Annotated in this window: 16 protein-coding genes; 7 read left to right on the top strand and 9 right to left on the bottom strand. The window is 73.9% G+C overall.

Going from position 1 to position 18,197, the window contains the following annotated elements; all coding sequences use genetic code 11:
• Positions 1-5 precede the first annotated feature (5 nt).
• Positions 6-209, bottom strand: coding sequence for a DUF397 domain-containing protein (locus RB614_RS05330; RefSeq protein WP_308711219.1), 204 nt, complete (start codon positions 207-209; stop codon positions 6-8).
• Positions 210-447: 238 nt separating this feature from the next.
• Here RB614_RS05330 and RB614_RS05335 point away from each other — a divergent pair, with 238 nt between their 5' ends.
• The gene (locus tag RB614_RS05335; RefSeq protein WP_308711220.1) at positions 448-1,170 is read left to right on the top strand and encodes a DUF6082 family protein; all 723 of its coding nucleotides are present in this window, start codon (positions 448-450) and stop codon (positions 1,168-1,170) included.
• Positions 1,171-1,303: 133 nt separating this feature from the next.
• Here the strand turns inward: RB614_RS05335 and RB614_RS05340 are convergent, their stop codons facing one another.
• Entirely contained in the window at positions 1,304-1,765 is a 462-nt protein-coding gene (locus RB614_RS05340; RefSeq protein ID WP_308711221.1) for a hypothetical protein, read from the bottom strand.
• 80 nt (positions 1,766-1,845) lie between these two features.
• Here RB614_RS05340 and RB614_RS05345 point away from each other — a divergent pair, with 80 nt between their 5' ends.
• The gene (locus RB614_RS05345) at positions 1,846-2,664 is read left to right on the top strand and encodes a class I SAM-dependent methyltransferase (RefSeq protein ID WP_308711222.1); all 819 of its coding nucleotides are present in this window, start codon (positions 1,846-1,848) and stop codon (positions 2,662-2,664) included.
• 9 nt (positions 2,665-2,673) lie between these two features.
• Complete coding sequence (locus RB614_RS05350; protein WP_308711223.1) at positions 2,674-3,045, top strand: VOC family protein; 372 nt, start codon at positions 2,674-2,676, stop codon at positions 3,043-3,045.
• Between the two features lie 526 nt (positions 3,046-3,571).
• Here RB614_RS05350 and RB614_RS05355 read toward each other — a convergent pair.
• Positions 3,572-4,162: a helix-turn-helix domain-containing protein gene (locus tag RB614_RS05355; protein WP_308711224.1), complete on the bottom strand. Its 591-nt coding sequence runs from the start codon at positions 4,160-4,162 to the stop codon at positions 3,572-3,574.
• A gap of 66 nt (positions 4,163-4,228) precedes the next feature.
• Between RB614_RS05355 and RB614_RS05360 the strand changes: the two genes are divergently transcribed.
• The 3 genes from RB614_RS05360 to RB614_RS05370 all read left to right on the top strand — a co-directional run bounded on the left by RB614_RS05360 (position 4,229) and on the right by RB614_RS05370 (position 9,549).
• The gene (locus RB614_RS05360) at positions 4,229-5,194 is read left to right on the top strand and encodes an NAD(P)/FAD-dependent oxidoreductase (RefSeq protein WP_308711225.1); all 966 of its coding nucleotides are present in this window, start codon (positions 4,229-4,231) and stop codon (positions 5,192-5,194) included.
• Between the two features lie 108 nt (positions 5,195-5,302).
• Positions 5,303-8,257 carry a glycosyl hydrolase gene (locus RB614_RS05365; protein WP_308711226.1) on the top strand — a complete coding sequence of 985 codons (2,955 nt, stop codon included), beginning with the start codon at positions 5,303-5,305 and terminating at the stop codon, positions 8,255-8,257.
• 29 nt (positions 8,258-8,286) lie between these two features.
• The gene (locus RB614_RS05370; RefSeq protein WP_308711227.1) at positions 8,287-9,549 is read left to right on the top strand and encodes a hypothetical protein; all 1,263 of its coding nucleotides are present in this window, start codon (positions 8,287-8,289) and stop codon (positions 9,547-9,549) included.
• 5 nt (positions 9,550-9,554) lie between these two features.
• Here the strand turns inward: RB614_RS05370 and RB614_RS05375 are convergent, their stop codons facing one another.
• A complete protein-coding gene (locus RB614_RS05375; protein ID WP_308711228.1) occupies positions 9,555-10,466 on the bottom strand; it encodes a hypothetical protein in 912 nt (303 codons plus the stop codon).
• A 64-nt stretch (positions 10,467-10,530) separates the two neighbouring features.
• Between RB614_RS05375 and RB614_RS05380 the strand changes: the two genes are divergently transcribed.
• Positions 10,531-10,926, top strand: a complete 396-nt coding sequence (locus RB614_RS05380; protein WP_308711229.1) for a hypothetical protein — start codon at positions 10,531-10,533, stop codon at positions 10,924-10,926.
• 175 nt (positions 10,927-11,101) lie between these two features.
• On the opposite strand, the gene RB614_RS05385 is transcribed toward RB614_RS05380, so the two are convergent.
• The 5 genes from RB614_RS05385 to RB614_RS05405 form a co-directional block, all read right to left on the bottom strand.
• Positions 11,102-11,611 carry a pyridoxamine 5'-phosphate oxidase family protein gene (locus RB614_RS05385; protein ID WP_308711230.1) on the bottom strand — a complete coding sequence of 170 codons (510 nt, stop codon included), beginning with the start codon at positions 11,609-11,611 and terminating at the stop codon, positions 11,102-11,104.
• Positions 11,612-12,697 carry a serine hydrolase domain-containing protein gene (locus tag RB614_RS05390; protein WP_308711231.1) on the bottom strand — a complete coding sequence of 362 codons (1,086 nt, stop codon included), beginning with the start codon at positions 12,695-12,697 and terminating at the stop codon, positions 11,612-11,614.
• Positions 12,669-15,584 carry an NACHT domain-containing protein gene (locus tag RB614_RS05395; protein WP_308711232.1) on the bottom strand — a complete coding sequence of 972 codons (2,916 nt, stop codon included), beginning with the start codon at positions 15,582-15,584 and terminating at the stop codon, positions 12,669-12,671. The genes RB614_RS05390 and RB614_RS05395 overlap by 29 nt, the downstream gene beginning before the upstream one ends.
• A 74-nt stretch (positions 15,585-15,658) precedes the next feature.
• Complete coding sequence (locus RB614_RS05400; protein WP_308711233.1) at positions 15,659-17,158, bottom strand: sugar ABC transporter ATP-binding protein; 1,500 nt, start codon at positions 17,156-17,158, stop codon at positions 15,659-15,661.
• 64 nt (positions 17,159-17,222) lie between these two features.
• A complete protein-coding gene (locus RB614_RS05405; protein ID WP_308711234.1) occupies positions 17,223-18,035 on the bottom strand; it encodes a DeoR/GlpR family DNA-binding transcription regulator in 813 nt (270 codons plus the stop codon).
• Positions 18,036-18,197 lie beyond the last annotated feature (162 nt).

The following is an 18,197-nucleotide window of genomic DNA, read 5'->3' on the forward strand; positions in this document are numbered from 1 at the left end:
GAGCCTCATCCCGTCCGGTCGAACTCGCCCAGCTTCACCCCCGCGATGAAGCCGTGCCACGACCCCCGGACGAACGAGAGGGTCGCGGCGTCCGGGTGCTTCGAGTCGCGTAGCTGCACGACCTGCCCGGAGGCCCGTACCTCGACGCACTCGTTTCCCATGGCGCTGCGCGTGCTCTTGTACCAGGGTGTTCTGATCGTCCTAGGCATGGAGCAACCTTTCCCCCGTCGATGTGGCAGACGTGCCGATTGTCAAGCTAACCGGGACGGCCCTATCCGTTGACCATTTCCGCAAAGGCGATATTGGTGCTCGGGAGTTGCGCATTATAGCGGTTCCACTTCTCGGGTGCGTCGGGCAGAGATCGAAATCGTTGGAGAAATTGATGGCTGGTGTAACAATGACAATGCCCTGTGAGGGGCCCAGCTAGCGTGGCTCAAGGAGGTCGTTGTGCTGCGCCGTCGAGATGGCTGGCCGTCGTGGCCGGCGGTATTCGTGATCGCTTTTGGCGTGGCGTTGTTGATCCTGATGCTCCGGGCGCCGGTCCTTCTCGGTCGGCTCGGTGGGAGCCGTCAAGACTGGGACTTCCTCGCCAATGTCGGCGACGCGTATGCCGGTGTTTCCGCGATCTTGTCCAGCCTGGCCTTTTGTGGCGTGGCCGCGTCCCTCCTGCTGCAGTGGCGGCAGAACCGCATGACGCAGCTCTATTCGTTTAAGGCGCAGCACCTTGAGCTGGCTAAACTGGCGCTTCAAGATCCAAAGTTCCTCTACGTCGACGGCGTCGACCCCACTGTGGACGGTGACGCGACCCTGAAGGTCTACGCCAACCTCATCGTCAGCCACTGGGCCATGGCGTGGGATCTGCGGATGATGTCGGTGCGTACGCTGCGGACAAACGCTTCGCGTCTTTTCAACGAGCGGATAGCCCGGGAGTGGTGGGACGCCTGGCGCTTCTCCTATCTCAGTTCCAGGTCTCGCAAGCGCTTCGTCAAGATTCTCGATGAGGAACACCAAAATGCTCTTGGCGTGAATGTGTCGACGCTTGGGATTGATCGCGATTCGCGCGGTCGCATCCCATCGCAGAGATCAACGCATTCGTCGTTGTCGCAGCAAGACAGTAGCGCCGATGCGCTCTCTGCACAAGCGACCAAAACGGATGAGTCGGGCACGTGACTGTCCTTTGTGGCGGCATCACCTGAGAGTGTTCGTGCGGCCGCGGAGTGATGCCGCGACGTCTGGCTACGGAATAGAGCCGATCGGGTACGTGGAGTCGCCGACCCGGTCGACGGGGCCCGGTCGGGTGGTGCTAGCCCTCGCGGGTGTACGTGATGGCGAAGTCCACGTCCCACGTCTCGCCGTCGCGGGAGATCTCCCACTGGCCGTCGATCGTGCGGCCGTCGTCGCTGAGCGTGCCGGTGAAACGCTGGCCGAAGCCGGGCGCCTCGCGCCACACCGTCCACACCCGACCGTCGAACGCCATCTGGTAGACGCGGTGCACGCCCCGGCGGTCGGCGTACAGCATGGTGAACCCGCCGGTGGCGTCGTCGAGCCCGATCATCCCGGTGGTGGGGAGGGGGTTGTTCTCCCGCCAGGCGGCCGGCGCGGTCTCCGGCAGCGGGTCGGCGTCGGAGACCTGCCGCAGAAACCTGCCCTCCTCCACCCAGGCGAACTCGCTCCACCCCGCGCCGAGCCCCTCCACCCGCGGCCGCACGGTCCACCGCCCGACCAGGGCGTCGAGGCGGGCCAGGGCCGGATGCCGGTCGTCCATGCGCTCACCGTACCGCCGCGAGCCGCGCGGGCGGAGAAACCCGCGGGCGGCGGGAGCGGATCTGGCCTTAAGGTCGTGCGGTGAACGAAGCGCTCTACGCCGGCAGCGCCCGCTACTACGCTGCCGGTCGCCTGCCGTACCCGCCGGAGGTCGCCACCGTGCTCCGGGACGGGCTGGGGCTCGACGGGCGGGGGCGGCTGCTCGACGTGGGGTGTGGGCCCGGCTCGGTGACCCGGCTGCTGGCCCCGCTCTTCGAGAGCGCCGTCGGGGTGGACGCCGACCGCGACATGGTGGAGGAGGCGCGGCGGTCGAGTGTGGACGGTGTGGAGTGGCGGCACCTGCGGGCCGAGGAGCTGCCCGCCGGGCTGGGGACGTTCCGGGTGGCGACGTTCGCGCAGTCGTTCCACTGGATGGACCGGCCGCTCGTGGCCCGGCTGGTCCGCGGGATGCTGGAGCCCGGCGGCGCCTGGGTGCACGTCGACGGGATCACCCACCGCGGCGAGTCCGGCACCGACCCGCTGCCCCATCCCCAGCCGCCGCACGAGGCGATCGGCGCGCTGGTGCGGCGGTACCTGGGGCCGGTGCGCCGGGCCGGCACCGCGCTGCTGCCGCAGGGCACGCCCTCCGGCGAGGCGGAGGTGATGCTGGCCGCGGGCTACACCGGCCCGGAGCGGCTGCCGGTGGTTGGCGGCACGGTCCACGAGCGCTCGGCCGACCAGGTGGTGGCGTCGGTGTTCTCGCTGTCGTGGTCGGCGCCGCACCTGTTCGGTGAACGCCTCGCGGAGTTCGAGCGCGACCTGCGGTCGGTGCTGCGGTCCGCGTCGCCGTCGGGGTGGTTCGCGGAGCGCGCGGGGGACGTCGCGCTGGTCGTGTGGCGGCCCGGCGAGGCGCGGTTGTAGGTTCGGCCCATGGGACAGCCGGTCGTACACTTCGAGATCATCGGGGCCGATCCCGAGCGGCTCCGCGGCTACTACGGCGACCTGTTCGGCTGGGGGTTCGACACCGGCGGCCCGGTCGCCCCGTCGGTCTCCGAGCCCGGCCGGTACGGCTTCACCCAGCCCGAGAGCGGCATCCCGGGCGGCGTCGGCGGCGGTGCCGGCCACCCGCCGCACACCGTGTTCTACGTCGGTGTGCCCGACGTCGAGGCGGCGCTGGCCAGAGCGGAGAGCCTGGGCGGCAAGCGGGTGATGGGCCCCGAGCGGGCGCCCGGCCGCGACCTGGTGGTCGCCCACTTCACCGACCCGGAGGGCAACCTGGTCGGCCTCGCCGGCCCGGCCTGACCCGAAGGACGCAAAGACAGCGCGAATCCCCGGTCCGCCTCAGCCGCGGACCGTTCCCCCGGGGTGCGTTCCCGCGGGCACCGCCGCGGCCGGCGGCTCGCTGGCGCTCGCCGGCTTCCCCGGCCTCCGCCGCAGCCGGGATCGGCGGGTGCGTGCGCGGAGCTCTCGAGCCGCACGCAGAGACGGGGCGCTCGACAGCTCCGCGACTCGTCGCCCCGGCACTGCCGTGCCCGACCGGGCGCGGCGGCCGTCGAGTCGCGGACGCACGGACGGGGCAGCTCGAGAGCTCCGCGAACACATCGCCCGGGCGCCGCGCGAGGCCCGGGCCGCGCGCGGCGCCCGGCGCTGTCGTGGTGGAACCGCGACCAAGCGCGGAGGGTGAGGCCGCGGGAGCGACGGTCGGGACCACGACGGAGATCGCGGTAGCGCACCTCGTGCCGGGTGGCCCGGGCCAGGTGCGGCCGCCGGGGTGCGTCGCCGGTCGTCTTCCGATGCTGGCCCCACGCTACGACGCCGCGCCGGCCCCCTACGACCCGCGGCGGGTGCGGGTGGCGCCGACGCGCAGGTGGGCCCGCTCGCCCTGCGGGCCGAAGAGGCTGAGCACCTCGACCGGCTCGCCGTCGGCGGTGCCGAACCAGTGCGGCACCCGCGTGTCGAACTCGGCCGCCTCGCCCGGCCCCAGCACCAGCTCCTGGCCGGCGAGGACGACCCGCAGGCGTCCATTGAGGACGTACATCCACTCGTACCCGTCGTGGGTCTTCAGGTCCGGTGTGGACCGTCCACTCCCGAAGATCAGCTTGTAGGCCTGCACGCCGCCGGCCCGGCGGGTCAGCGGCACCATCGTCATGCCGTTGCGGCGGATCGGGCGCAGGTGGAGGCGGGGGTCGCCGGTGGGTGGCGCGCCGACCAGCTCGTCGATCTGCACGCCGTGCGCGCGGGCCAGCGGCAGCAGCAGCTCCAGCGTCGGGCGGCGCTGGCCGGACTCCAGCCGGGAGAGCGTGGAGACCGAGATGCCGGTCGCGGCGGCGAGGTCGGTCAGCGTGGTGCGGCGCCGCCGCCGCAGCTCCCGCAGGCGGGGGCCGACCGCGGCGAGCACTCCCTCCAGGTCGCCGTCCATCGGCCCAGTTTGCCATAACAGCAAGAATCTTTGCCGGGTACGCCGGGACGGGGGACCGTCGAGCGCATGGAACAGTTCGACGTGATCGTGATCGGTGGTGGCGCGGCCGGGCTGAGCGGGGCGCTGGCCCTGGCCCGGGCCCGGCGGGCGGTGGCCGTGGTGGACGCGGGCGCGCCGCGCAACGCCCCCGCCGCCGGTGTGCACAACTTCCTGACCCGGGACGGGATGAGCCCGGCCGAGCTGGTCGCGCGGGGGCGGGCCGAGGTGACCCGCTACGGCGGGACCATAGTGGACGGTACGGCGCGCGGCGCCCGGCGCACCGGGGACGGCTTCGAGGTCGACCTCCACGGCGGTGGCCGGCTCGCGGCCCGGCGGCTGCTGGTCGCCAGCGGCCTGGTGGACGAGCTGCCCGACGTCGCCGGCCTGCGCGAGCGGTGGGGACGGGACGTGGTGCACTGCCCGTACTGCCACGGCTGGGAGGTCCGCGACCGGGCCATCGGCGTGCTCGGCGCGGGGTCGGTGTCGGCCGAGCGGGCGCTGCTGTTTCGCCAGTGGTCGCCGGACGTGGTGCTCTTCACCCACACCGCCGCGCCGCTCACCGGGGAGCAGGCCGAGCGCCTCGCGGCCCGGGGCGTCCGGGTGGTCGAGGGGCCGGTGGCGGCCGTCGAGGTCGCTGGCGACCAGGTCAGCGGGGTGCGGCTCGAGGACGGGACGGTCGTGGCCCGCGAGGTGGTCGCGGTGACGACCCGGATGGTCGCCTCCTCGCCGGTCCTGGCCGATCTGGGGCTGAAGCCGGTGGAGCACCCGACGGGGTTCGGCGCGGCGTACCCGGCGGCGGACCCGACCGGGCGGACTGACGTGCCCGGTGTCTGGGTCGCCGGCAACGCGACCGACCTGATGGCCCAGGTGGTGTCGGCGGCCGCGCAGGGCCTGATGGCGGGTGCCGCGATCAACCACGACCTGGTCGGCGAGGACGCGGACCGCGCGGTGTCCGCTTTGCGGGATGGCAATGACGTGGCAACAATTCCTTGACATTCGACAGCGACACCCGCCACTCTGATCCCGCTGGGAGAGCGCTCTCACGTCGGTGGGTCGGAGCGTGCCCCGGCTTCCCACTGTCTCGACCTGAAGGGGTCAGCGATGAGAGCCGGACCGACGACAACGACTCGACGACCCCGAAGGCGGCAGCGGCTCCGCCTGGCGGCGACCGGCGCGGTGGTGATCCTCGCCAGCGGGCTCCTCGCGGTCGCCGCCGGGCGGGCCGCCGACGCGGCGCCGGTCGGGGCGGGCAGCTACACCGAGACGCTCCCACCCGGCGCGGCGCTCCCGTCCGGGTGCGGGAGCATCTCCAGCGACCCGCGCCAGTTCCTCACCGCGAACGCGCCGGCCGGCGCCGTGCCGACCAACGACTGGTGGTCGTCGCTGGTGTTCAAGCGCACGGACTGCGCGTACAGCGAGCCGCTGCACGCGCACCCGATCTCGTACGACACGTTCGGCAACGGGCTCGGCCTCTCGTACACCACGACGGCGGCGATCAGCGGCACCGCGACCGGCGTCGGCGAGTACCACTACCCGTACACGCAGGACATCCTCGTCGGGGTCGCCGGGCTGAACGCGCCGGTGGTACGGGTCGACGGCTGGAGCGACTGGACCGTCTCGCCGTACTGGACGGACGGCACCCGCACGCTGCGCGCGACGATCGGGCACGGGCTGCCGTTCGCGTACTTCCAGGCGACCGGCGGCAACGCCCAGATCACCACCGCCGGCACGCCGACCGTGTGGCTCGACGGCGGGGCCACGCTCGGCTTCACGGCCGGCGGCAGCGACTACGTGGCGTACGCGCCGAGCGGTGCGACGTGGACGGTCAGCGGCGGCACCATCGTGTCCACACTGGCCGGTCGCGGGTACTTCTCCGTGGCGCTGCTGCCCGACACCGGCTCCCGGGTCGACCTCGCCAACCGGTACGGCCAGTACGCCCACGCGCACGTCACCGGCACCCGGGTGGCCTACTCGTACAACCCGGCCAACAACGGGCTCACCACCACGTACGCGTTCACCACCACGGCCCGCGAGGGGAGCGCCACCGGTGCCGTCGTGAGCCTCTACCCGCACCAGTGGCGCTACCTGAGCGGCGGCTCGCCCATCCCGGAGACGTACACGTCGGCCCGGGGCGCGCTGCGCACGCTGGTCGGCGTGCCCAGCTTCCAGACCGCGATGACGTTCCGCGGGGTGCTGCCCGAGGTGCCGGCGGTCGCGGACAGCTCCGGCGCCGACCTGAACACGCTCAACTCGTACCTCGCCGCCGTGCAGGGCAGCCCCGAGGGCCCGTCGGGCGGCGACACGTACTGGGCCGGCAAGGGGCTGGGCCGCGCGGCCCGGATCGCCGAGATCGCCGACCAGGTGGGCAACACCGCCGTGCGGGACAGCGCGCTGACCGCGATCCGCAACCGGCTCACCAACTGGCTCACCGCCTCCTCCGGCGAGGCCGGCCAGCTGTTCTACTACAACGCCAACTGGGGCACGCTCATCGGCTACCCGGCGTCGTACGGCTCGGACCAGGAGCTCAACGACCACCACTTCCACTATGGATACTTCATCGCGGCGGCCGCGACGCTCGCCAAGTTCGACCCGGCGTGGGCCGCGAGCGGGCAGTACGGCGGCATGGTCGACCTGCTGGTCCGGGACGCCAACAACTACGACCGCGGCGACGCCCGCTTCCCGTACCTGCGCGACTTCGACATCTACGCCGGCCACGACTGGGCCTCCGGGCACGGCTCGTTCGGCGCCGGCAACAACCAGGAGTCCTCTTCGGAGGGTCAGAACTTCGCCAGCGCGCTCATCCAGTGGGGCCAGGCGACCGGCAACGCGGCGGTCCGGGACGCCGGCGTCTTCCTCTACACCACGCAGGCGGCGGCGATCCAGGAGTACTGGTTCGACTCGGCCGACCAGAACTTCCCCGCCGCGTTCGGCCACTCCACGGTCGGCATGGTGTGGGGCGACGGGGCCGCGTACGCCACCTGGTTCAGCGCCGAGCCGGAGATGATCCAGGGCATCAACATGCTGCCCGTCACCGGCGGACACCTCTACCTCGGCTACAACCCGTCCTATGTGAACACCAACTACGCCGAGCTGGTCCGCAACAACGGCGGGCCGCCGACGGTGTGGCAGGACATCCTGTGGGAGTTCCAGGCGCTCGGCGACGGCGACGCGGCGCTGGCCAACTTCCGGGCCAACAGCGGCTTCACCTCCGAGGAGGGGGAGAGCAAGGCGCACACGTTCCACTGGATCCGCAACCTGGCCGCGCTGGGCACGGTGGACACGTCCGTCTCGGCCAACCATCCGCTCTCGGCCACGTTCGTCAAGAACGGCGCCCGCACGTACGTGGCGTCGAACATCGGCAACGCGCCGATCACCGTGACGTTCTCCACCGGTACCACGCTGAGCGTGCCGGCCGGGCGGACGGTGACCACCGGCGCCCACACCTGGAGCGGCGGCAGCGCCGGCGGGGGCACGAACCCGACGAACCCGCCCACGACGCCGCCTACCACGACCCCGCCGCCGACGACCCCGCCACCCACGACGCCGCCTCCCACCACCGCACCGCCCACGACGCCGCCTCCCACCGGATCGCCGACCCGCTACCTGCTGGGCGGCGGCGGGCTGGCCGGGGCGAGCGGCTCGGCGGGCACGGTCGCGGTGCCGCCGGCGGGCGGGACCAACCACGACGGGACGCCGGCCAACCCGGTCACCTTCACCGCGACCGGCCTCACCATGGCGTACAACGGCGGGGCGACCGCGTTCGACCTCTTCCTGGACGCCGGCGGCTCGGTCGGCAACGGCACCCAGGTCCGGGTCTCGTACGACCTGACCGGCAACGGCGGCTTCGAGCGGGTGGAGACGTACCGCTACTTCGCCACCGACCCGGTCACCGGCTACGAGCACTACACCCAGGCGGCCGGCCTCGCCTCGGCCAGCGGCGCGCTCGGCAACCTGAGCGGCGGCACGGTACGGGTCGAGGTGTGGAGCGCGATCGGCAACGCCCCCACCACGCTCGGGGTCGGCAACCAGTCGGTGATCCGGCTGCCGTACACCTGAGCCGCCGCGCCACGGGGTAGATTCCGCCCGTGGCACAGGTGCGGACCGGCGCGATCGGGTTCGCCCTGGTGCTCGGTGGGCTGGCTGGCGCCGCCCTGGCCGGGCACCGGGGCGGCGCCGCCGCGCTGGCCGGGGCGGTCGCCGGCGCCGCCGCGCTCGGTGCCGGCGAGGCGCTGGCCCGGGCCCGGCAGCGTCCCGGCGAGATCCCGGCACTGTGGGCGCGGATCGCGGCGAGCGTGGCGCTCGCCGCGCCGCTCGGCTGGGTCGCCGGCCGGCTCGGCGCCGGGCCGCTGCTCGTCGGCATCGGCACCGGCGTGGTGGTCGGGCTGCTCGGCGTGCGGCCGCAGAAGGTGCTCCTCGGCCCGGTCGCCGGCGTGCTCGTGGGGCTGGCCCTCTCGCTGTGGTGGGCGGCGCCGGGCGCGGTGGTGGCGGCCGCGACCGTGCTCGCGTACCGGACCTGCGCCGCCCTGATCTTCCGCGACCCGCAGGTGAGCCTCCTGGCCGAGCGGGTGGCCGCCACGGACCTGCCGTTCGTGGTGCCGCTCGCCGCCCGTACCCGCTATGTCGGCACCGGATACGTGCGCGACCTCGCCGCGGTCGTCGGCGGCGACTTCCGCGCGGACGCCCCGGACGTCGGCATCGTGGCCTCCTTCGACGATCTGGCCGGGCCGGGCTTCGACCCGGCCTCGGTGGACCCGCGGGTGCGGGAGTTCTACGAGCACACGACCCGCTTCACGCTCGACATCGTGCCGAAGTGGCGGCTCTGGGTGCGCCCCGGCTACCTGCTCTACCGCGGCCTGGTGGCGCGCCCGCTCGGGCAGGCCAACGTGCCGATGAACCAGCGCGAGACGCAGCGCGGCATCCGCAGCCGGATCGACACGATCAGCCCTGCGGGCGACGGTGTGATCGGCATCCGCGGCTGGATCCGCTCCTTCGCCGACACGGACGAGCCGATCTACGTCGGCATCTACACCACGTACCGGCACGGCGGCCGGGGGTACGTGAGCGTCGGCTTCCCCCTGCCGCAGGCCAGCTTCACCGCCACGCTCGCGCCGCGGCCCCGCCCCGACGGGGGTCTGGTGCTGACCAGCCGCGGCGACCTCGACCACCCCGGCCACTACCTCACCCACATCGACCCGGAGTCGGGGGAGCTGACCACCCTCGCCGTGCACGGCTTCGCCGAGCGGCTGGACGTGTACGTCCGGGACGGCGCGCTCCGGGCGGAGCACGAGTTCTGGGTCTTCGGCCTGCCCTTCCTGGTGCTCCACTACGGCATCGCCAGGAAGCCCTGAGGTGTCTACCGTGGACGGTACGGCGCGGCCGCCTCGGCAAAGCCGGCGAGCACCTCGGCGGTGAAGGGCACGCCGGCGATCGCGGTGAGGCACCCGGTCCACCCGGCCACGAAGTAGTCCCAGCCGTCCATCGTCCGCGCGCCCCGCGCCGCCGCCTGCCGCAGGAAGTCCAGCCCGCCGCGGTAGTTGAAGTCCCAGGCCAGTGTGGCCGGTCCGAACGGCGCCGCGCCGGTCACCGGGCTGCCCGGCGCGTCCTTGCCGAGCCCGGTGGCGTTCACGACGAGGGCCGGCGCGGGCGGGCCGGCGACCAGCGCGTCGCACTCCCGCGGCCCCTTCACCGGCACGTACGCGAGCCGTACCCGGCCGGCGCCGGCCCGCTCCGCGACGCCCCGCAGGTCGTCCAGCGCCGCCGGCGAGACGTCGGCGAACGTCGCGCTCGCCGCCGCCCCACCCTCGCGGAGCGCGAGCAGCAGCGCCGTACCCGCCCCGCCCGCGCCGAGGCAGAGCACGTCCGCCGCCGGCGGGAGCACGTGCGAGAGGGCGAGCGCGTCCCGGGCGTACCCGCGGACCTGCCCGTCGCCGGCGGCGAGCGTGTTGACCTCCCGGGTGACCTCCACGAGCTCGTCACCGGGGACGATGTCGCCGGCGGCGGCCCGGTACAGGCGGAGCTTGTGCGCCGTGACGACGGCGCCCTCGACGGCCGCGTTGCCGCGCACCGCGCAGAGCAGCCGCCGGTACGTCGCCGGTGGCGTGTCCACGGGCAGGTCCAGCCCGCGCAGCCGCCACGGCCGGCCCAGCGCGGCCGCCCACCGGTCGAAGGCGGCGTGCGCCACCGAGCCGCCCGTGCTGACCCCGACGAACACCACGAGCGGGTCGCCGGCCCACCCCTCGAGCTCGTCCAGCGTGATCGTGTGCATGCTCCCTGCCTACGTCCCGCGCGCCGCGTCCGCCAGCTTGACCCGCGCTGGCATGGTGAGATCCATGCGACTTCGCCCACCGCTGAGGGCCACCCTCCGCCGCTGGCTGTGCCGCGGCGTGAAGGTCGCGGCCGCCGGCGCGCTGGCCCTCACGGCCGCCGTCGCGGGCAGCGTGATCTGGGTGCGCACGGCCGCGGGTGGGCACATCTTCACCGCCGAGGAGGTACCGCCGGCGCCCGTCGCGCTCGTGCTGGGCGCCCAGGTGTACCCGGACGGGACGCCCTCGCCGTTCCTGGCCGCGCGGCTGGACGTGGCACGGCGGCTGCTGGAGACCGGCAAGGTGCGGGCGATCCTGGTCTCCGGCGACCACATGCACGTGGTCGACGTGGCCTCCGGCCGCGACCCGGTCCACCTCGGCCGCCGCGAGACCGGCGTCGACGACGCCCTCCGCACCCCCTGACCGCCCGCCCGCGCGACCCATCGCCCGGGGCTGCCCGCCTAGGCTGGGACGATGATCGCGCGCATGTGGCAGGGGGCCGTGGGCCGTGCGACCGTCCGGGATTTACGCGTCCACGGCACCCCACCACCGCGCGCGCACCCATCTGTCTTCGCCGGCTGACCCGTGGCCGCGCGGCCTAGACGAAGCGGTACCGCGTCTGGGCGTACACGCCGCCCTTCGCGAAGGCGAACGCCACCTCCGGCCGCACCCGGTAGAGCTGCACGCCGCCCTCCCGGATCGTGTCGCCCAGGCCCGCCCATGTGCCGTCCGGGCTGGTCAGGTGCGCGCCGTACTTCGCCTCGAAGGCGCTCGCCGCGCCGGCCCGCTCCGCCGCCTCCGCGACCAGGGTCGCCGCGCCGTCGAGGGTGACGTCGAGGCCGCGCAGGGCGTTGGCGCCGGTGGTCACCGCGACGCGGTCGTTGCCACGCAGGTTGGCGGCCTTGCGCTCGCCCGCGCCGGTCGTGAAGTACAGCGCGTCGCCGTGCCAGGCCGCGAGCAGCGGCGTCACGTGCGGCCGCCGGTCCGGGCGGACCGTGGTCAGCCAGAAGACCTCGGCCCGCGCGATCTCCTCCAGCACGTCCGCCCAGGGCGTCGCCGCCGCGCCCGGGCTGCTGTACCGCGCGTCGAACTCCACCACCGGTTTCACCTAACGGTCCCCTTCCGCCACGATCCGTCCCACCCCCTCGACCACCGTGAGGTCACCCGCCGCGAACCGGTTGCGCATCACCGCGACCGCCACGCCGGTGTCGATGTCCGCCCACGCGGCCGAGCCGTTCACCCCGATCATCCCGAACGTCGAGCCCTCCCGCCCCGCGATCCCGCCCGGCCGGTAGGGGCTGTAGCCGTACGCCCACGTGGTCGGGAAGCCCATCACCTGGTCGACGCCGGAGAACGCCGGCGCCGCCATCAGCGCCAGCCGCTCGGGTGACACGAGCGTCACGCCGGGCACGTGGCCGAGCAGCGCCGCGTACATCCGGGCCACGCCACGCGCGCTCATCGTGCCGGCCGAGGGGATGTCGGAGGTGAGCACGTCGCGCCGGTTCGCGTAGGCCGCGTCGGGCATGACCGCCGCCGGCGTCGCACGCGCCGCCGGTGACCCGGGCGGTGGTCGCTCCGGCGGCGGGCCGGCCACCTGCGTCGCCACGCGCGGCAGCAGACTTTCTGGTACGCCGAAGCACACCTCGCCCTCGACCGCCAGTGGCCGGGTGACGAGCTCCCGGAGCAATGTGGACAGAGGTCGTCCGGATGCCCGGCGCAGCGTCTCGCCCAGCAGGTAACCGAAGGTCTGCGCGTGATAGCCGGTCGCGGTGCCCGGCGGCCACCACGGCTCGGCATCGGCGACCAGCGCGCACATCCGGTCCCAGTCGCACATGTCCGCCACGGTGACGCCGGCCGGCAGGCCGGGCACGCCGGCCGTGTGCAGCAGCACGTCCCGCAGCGTCACGCCACCCTTGCCGTGCGCGGCGAACTCGGGCCAGACCTCGGCCACCCGTGTCTCGTACCCGATGATCTCCCGCTCGACCGCGACGTGCGCGAGCGTGGCCGCGACGCCCTTGCCGGTGGAGGCCGCGTAGAAGAGCGTGCCGGGCGCGACCGGCGGCCCGTCCGGGCCGGCGCGGCCCGCGACGGCGTCCACTGTGGTCTCGCCGTCCTGGATGACGCAGACCTGCAGTCCTATCTCGCTTCCGCCGGCGACGAGGCCGTCAACGGTCCGCTGGATCCGCTCCCGCATGCCCCACCCCCTCCATCTCGTCCACGAGGTCCAGCAGGAATCCGGTCCAGCCCGTGCGCCGGACGATGTCGGCATACCGCGCGACGAGCTGTTTGCGCTCCTCCGGCGTCCTGTCGTGGACCCGCAGCAGGAACACCTCCAGCAGCACGTGGGCGACCGACCGCAGCGGCTCGCCGGGCAGGTCGGCCATCGTGCGGCTGGCGTTGGGCAGGGTCGCCTCGATCGGCTCCAGGCTGTGGACGACGGCGTCGTCGCTGGTGCGGCAGAGCAGGTGGGTGCGGCGCCGCAGGTACTCGGTGTCCCGCGACGCCATCATCTCGATCCGGCCGCGGCGCGGGTCGCCGGGCGGGATGTCGTACGTCCAGTGCAGGTCGATCGGGGGCGTCTGGAACGTGCCGTCGTCCGCGCCCACCACGACGTCGCGGGCGTCGCCGTCCCAGATCCGCTCCAGCGTCAGTACGTCCACGAGGCTCTGCCACTCGTCCCACAGCAGCTGGGAGCGCCACAGCATGGCCTGCCGCTTCCAGCCGGAGACCGGCTCGCCGTCCACGAACTCGCTGGCCCGCAGCGGGCCGGCGGCGTGCACGGCGAGCAGCAGCAGGTTGGCGCTGTACGCGGCGTACCGGCCGGGCACCGGCAGCACCCGCGGCTGGTACCCGGCCAGCCGGCGCGGCGGCCGTGCGTGGTGCACGGTCCGCAGGAGCCGTACCAGCAGGGCGCCCAGCGCCGCCCGCCCGGCACCGTCCAGCTGGGACAGCAGGCCGCGCAGGAAGCCGACGACCGGGGTGCGCACGCTCAGCACCGAAAACGACAGCAGCGCGTGCAGCAGGTCGTCGTCGACCGGCGCGGTGCCGAACGACAGCGTGGCCGCGGCGTCCCGGGCGGCCAGGTCGCGCAGCGCCTGGAACGTCATCCGGGCGACCAGGAACTCGCCGAACGTGGCGTGCAGGAACTCGTACGTGCCCAGCCGGGCGCCGTCCCGGATCGCGCGGGCCCGGTGCACGAAGAAGAACCGCCCCAGCACGATCTCGGCCCGTCCCAGCGGCGCGCGCAGGTCGCTCGCGGCCGGTGGCGCCTCGCCCATCACGGCGGCCAGGTCCGCGGCGAGGTCGGCCTCCGTGACCCACTGGGTGTTGCGGTTGAACATGGCGAACGCGACCAGCGACAGCCGCCGCAGCTCCTCCTCGACCGCGCGCGCGGTGTCCGGTTCGGACAGTCCGGGGCGGTGCTTGGCGACCTCGCGCCGGGCGAAGCTGTGCAGCAGCCGCTCGTACAGCTCGTGCTGCCCGAGCCCGTCCGCTGCCGGGAGCCGGCGCAGGGCGTTGCCGTCGGCGTCGTACAGGGCGAGCATGAGCAGCAGCAGCGGCTGCCCGGCGAGCTGGCGGTGCGGGAGTACGGCGGCGAGCGTGAGCGGGGTGAGGCCGCGGGCGGCGAGGTGGGTGGCGTTGGCCCGGTTCCACACCTCCAGCCACGCCTCGATCCGCGGCTCGTCGAACGGTTCCAGCCGCACCGCCACCGTCCCCTCCGGGGCCCGCGCCCGGTCGGCGACGCTGGTGCGGCTGGTCACGACCACCACGACCGGGCGCCCCTGCTCGGCCTCGCGGCGTTGGAACGCGGCGACCCGGGCGAGGTAGTCGGACTGGCTCACCCCGGTCGCCTGGAGCAGCTCGTCGAAGCCGTCGAGCATCACCACCGGCAGCGCGTCGCCGGCCGAACGGGCCAGGGCCGGCCACTCGACGCGTTCGCCGGTCCCGGCGCGGATCGCGTACTCGATCTGGTCCTGCAGGTCGGCGCTGACCGGTACGTCGCGGAGGGCGACCCGCACGGGCAGGAAGTCGGCCGCCGGCAGGCGGGCGGCGAGCACCTTGGTGAGCACGGACTTGCCGGAACCGGGCTGGCCGAGCACGAGCAGCGGCGCCTCGACCGCCCGCGGCGAGGTGAGGAACCCGGCGAGGAACTCCTGCAGGTCGTCGCGGACCTCCACATCGGACCACCAGGCCTCGTCGCTGGTACGGCCACCGGCGGTGGCGACCCGGTAGAGCGGTGTCACGTACGCCTCGCCGAGCGCCGGCACCCGCAGCCCGGGCGGCACGTCGCCGGCCTCGACGACCGGCCGGTCGAGCGCTGCTTCGTTGGCCCGGGCCAGGGCGGCCCGCCGCGCGTCCGGCACCCGCCCGGTGGAGATGCCGTCGAGCACCCGCCCGAGCCCGGTGAGCGCCACGCCGAGCCCGCGCAGCTCGTCCCGGGTGGCGGAGTGCTCGCGCAGGCCGGACCAGAACGCGACCTCCGGGAAGTCGGCGCCGAGCTGGCGGAAGAGCTCCTCGTACCGGGCCACGGCGGCCGGCGGCAGCGCGTCGAGGGTCCGGCGGAAGGCGGCCCGGTCGCTCTCCGGCAGCCCTTCCCAGACCGCGAGCCCGCCGAGGAACCGGGCGAGGGCGCCGGAGACCTCGGCGTAGTAGCCGTGCAGTGTGCTCAGCAGACGGTCGTGCGGGTCGTGCGGTCCGGGCAGCCGCGGCCCGGGCTCGAAGATGAGCCGGGGGAGCGCGGCACCGCCGCCGGCGACCGCGAGCTGCTCCTGCTTGGTCAGCTCCAGCTTCGCGAACGCGATCGGCGGCTCGGACTCGGCGAGCGCCTCGAAGTACGCGGTGACGACGATGACCGCGTGCGCCGCCTCCAGCCGCTGGGTGCGCCCGTACCGGGACAGCCCGCTGCGCCGCTCGGCGAGCCCGCGCACGACCTGGTGCCCGAGCCGCACCAGCTCCGCCGGCAGCGGCACGGCGGCACTGAGGACCGCGCCGCTGGTCAGGGCCTCCAGGGCATCGACGACCTTGCTGTCCCGGCCGCCGAGCAGGCGTACCGCGTCCGCGTAGCTGAGAACCTGGGGCATGCGCCGACGCTAGCGAAGCCCCGCGACGCACACGACGCCGTCCTAGGCGCCGGCGGCCGCGAGGAGCGCGTGAGCTAGCCGGCGAGCAGGGACATGATGTTCTTCTCGGTGATGTCGGGGCCGGTGAGCTGGCTGACGATGGCGCCGTCGCGCAGGACGACCACGCGGTCGCAGGTGCTCACGATCTCGTCCAGGTCGGAGGAGATGAGCATGACCGCGAGCCCGTCCACGGCCAGGTCGTCGATGAGCGACTGCACCTCGGCCTTGCTGCCCACGTCGATGCCGCGGGTCGGCTCGTCCAGCATGAGCACCCGGGGGTGGGTGGCCAGCCAGCGGGCCAGCAGCACCTTCTGCTGAGTGCCGCCGGAGAGCTCGGCCGCCGGCTGGTGCGGGCTGGTCGCCTTGATCCGCAGCCGGCTCATCAGCGCGCCGACCACCTTGTCCAGCCGCGCCTCCGAGACGATGCCGGCGCGGGTGAGGCGGGGGAGGGCGGCGAGCGCGATGTTGTCGCGGACCGAGAGGGTGCCGACGATCCCCTCGGCCTTGCGGTTGTCCGGCAGCAGCCCGACGCCGGCCCGGATCGCCCCGGCGATCGAACGCTTGCGCAGGCTCGCACCGGAGACCGTCACCTGCCCGGAGTCGAGCGGCAGCGCGCCGGCGATCGCCCGCGCGGTCTCGGTGCGGCCGGCGCCGAGCAGCCCGCTGAGCCCGACCACCTCGCCGGGGCGCAGGTTGATCGAGACGTCGGTCAGCACGTGCCGGCGGGTCAGGCCGGTCGCCCGCAGGATCGGCTCGTCGGCCGGCTCGTCCGCCGGGGCGCCGAGCACCGCGGTCGGGCCGTGCGTGACCCGGCGGCCGAGCATCAGCGACACCAGCCGCAGCCGGTCGAGGCCGGCGACCGGTCCGGTGTGGACGATCCGGCCGTCGCGCAGCACGGTCACCCGGTCGCAGACGGCCTCCACTTCGGAGAGCTTGTGGGTCACGTAGACCACCGAGCGGCCCTCGTCCCGGGCCGCGGCGACGGCGGCGAAGAGGCGGTCGGCCTCCGCGGCTTCCAGCCCGGCCGTGGGTTCGTCCAGGACCACGACCGGGGTACCGGCGGAGAGCGCCCGGGCCACGGCCACCATCTGCCGTACCCCCGGCTCGTAGGCGCCGAGCGGGCGCCGCACGTCGACGCGGAGGCCGAGCCCGGCGGTGATCTCGGCGGCGAGCGCGTTCATCCGGGCGATGTTGATGAGGCCGTGGCGGCGGCGCGGCTCGCGGCCGAGGAAGAGGTTGCGGGCGACGCTCATCTGCGGCACGAGGTTGGCGTCCTGGTGCACGGCGCTGATCCCGGCCCGCTCGGCGTCGCGCGGCGAGGCGAAGCGGACCCGCTCGCCGCGCACCCGCAGGATCCCGGCGTCCGGCCGCTGGATGCCGGCGAGGACCTTGACCAATGTGGACTTGCCGGCACCGTTTTCACCGACGACGGCGTGCACCTCGGCCGGGCCGAGGCTGAACGAGACGTGGTCGAGTGCGCGGGTGCCGGGGAAGTCCCGGACCACACCCGCCAGGTCGAGAATCGCGTCCACCACGGGTGCCCCCTCGCAGCGACTGATCGCGATGATTCCGTACGGATCCGGAATCGTAAAGAGCCCGTTACACTCTCGCGACGTGCAGGCGGACCGCGCGGTTGGCCAGCTCGTCGAGCACGTCACGGGGTGCGCCGTCGTCGGTGACCAGATGGTCGATCTCGTCGGTGGGTACCGTCTGCACCATCGTGTCGACGCCGATCTTGGTGTGGTCGGCGAGGACGACGATCTCCTCGGCCGCGGCCGCCAGGGCCCGGTCGACGCTGGCGACCTGCATGTTGGGCGTGGAGACGCCGCGCTCGGGGGTGAGCCCGTTGCCGGAGATGAACGCCCGCCGCACCCGCAGCCCGGCCACCGACCGCTCGGCCGCGCTGCCGACCAGCGCGTGGATCGACCCGCGCAGCGTGCCGCCGGTGAGCACCACCTCGATCCGGGGCGCGGCGGCGAGGGCCTGGGCGACCAGCAGCGAGTTGGTCACCACGGCGAGCTCGTTGTGCCGGGCCAGGTGCTGGGCGAAGACCTGGGTGGTGGTGCCGGCGCCGATCACGATCGCGTCGCCATCCTCGACCAGCGACGCGGCGAGCTCGCCGATCGCCGCCTTCTCGGCGGAGGCGACGTGGGCCTTCTGCGCGTACGTCGGCTCGCGGGAGAGCGCCCCGGGCAGCGTCGCGCCGCCGTGGTGCCGGTTGAGCAGCCCGTCGGCCTCCAGGACGCGCAGGTCGCGCCGGACCGTGACCTCCGAGGACTGCACCGCCTCGGCGAGGTCGCGCAGGGAGGCGGCACCGTTGGCCCGCATCACCTCGAGGATGCGCTGGCGCCGCTCGGCCGCGAACATCGCCCGCCGCGTCTCCACCTGTCCCCGGGAGTCGTCCGCCGCCACGCTCCACCCCTTGTGATCGGATGACTTCGGATCTGATCGTACTCAGTCCGCCTGCGAGGAGCGCGCACCGCGCGCCCCTCTCCCGTGATCGAAGCTCCCGTCAAGTCGCTAGAACGACCTGGTGGGAGCTTCGATCACGGGGAGTCGGGGACGCGAGCGATC

The organism is Phytohabitans maris (assembly GCF_031085175.1).
Taxonomy (GTDB): Bacteria; Actinomycetota; Actinomycetes; order Mycobacteriales; family Micromonosporaceae; genus Phytohabitans; species Phytohabitans maris.

Bases quoted from the DNA above. Each gene is read 5' to 3' on its own strand.
- RB614_RS05350 (WP_308711223.1), top strand. From the start codon at position 2,674: ATGGGACAGCCGGTCGTACACTTCGAGATCATCGGGGCCGATCCCGAG.
- RB614_RS05365 (WP_308711226.1), top strand. From the start codon at position 5,303: ATGAGAGCCGGACCGACGACAACGACTCGACGACCCCGAAGGCGGCAG.
- RB614_RS05340 (WP_308711221.1), bottom strand. From the start codon at position 1,765: ATGGACGACCGGCATCCGGCCCTGGCCCGCCTCGACGCCCTGGTCGGG.
- RB614_RS05330 (WP_308711219.1), bottom strand. From the start codon at position 209: ATGCCTAGGACGATCAGAACACCCTGGTACAAGAGCACGCGCAGCGCC.
- RB614_RS05360 (WP_308711225.1), top strand. From the start codon at position 4,229: ATGGAACAGTTCGACGTGATCGTGATCGGTGGTGGCGCGGCCGGGCTG.
- RB614_RS05390 (WP_308711231.1), bottom strand. From the start codon at position 12,697: ATGCGGGAGCGGATCCAGCGGACCGTTGACGGCCTCGTCGCCGGCGGA.
- RB614_RS05375 (WP_308711228.1), bottom strand. From the start codon at position 10,466: ATGCACACGATCACGCTGGACGAGCTCGAGGGGTGGGCCGGCGACCCG.
- RB614_RS05395 (WP_308711232.1), bottom strand. From the start codon at position 15,584: ATGCCCCAGGTTCTCAGCTACGCGGACGCGGTACGCCTGCTCGGCGGC.
- RB614_RS05355 (WP_308711224.1), bottom strand. From the start codon at position 4,162: ATGGACGGCGACCTGGAGGGAGTGCTCGCCGCGGTCGGCCCCCGCCTG.
- RB614_RS05380 (WP_308711229.1), top strand. From the start codon at position 10,531: ATGCGACTTCGCCCACCGCTGAGGGCCACCCTCCGCCGCTGGCTGTGC.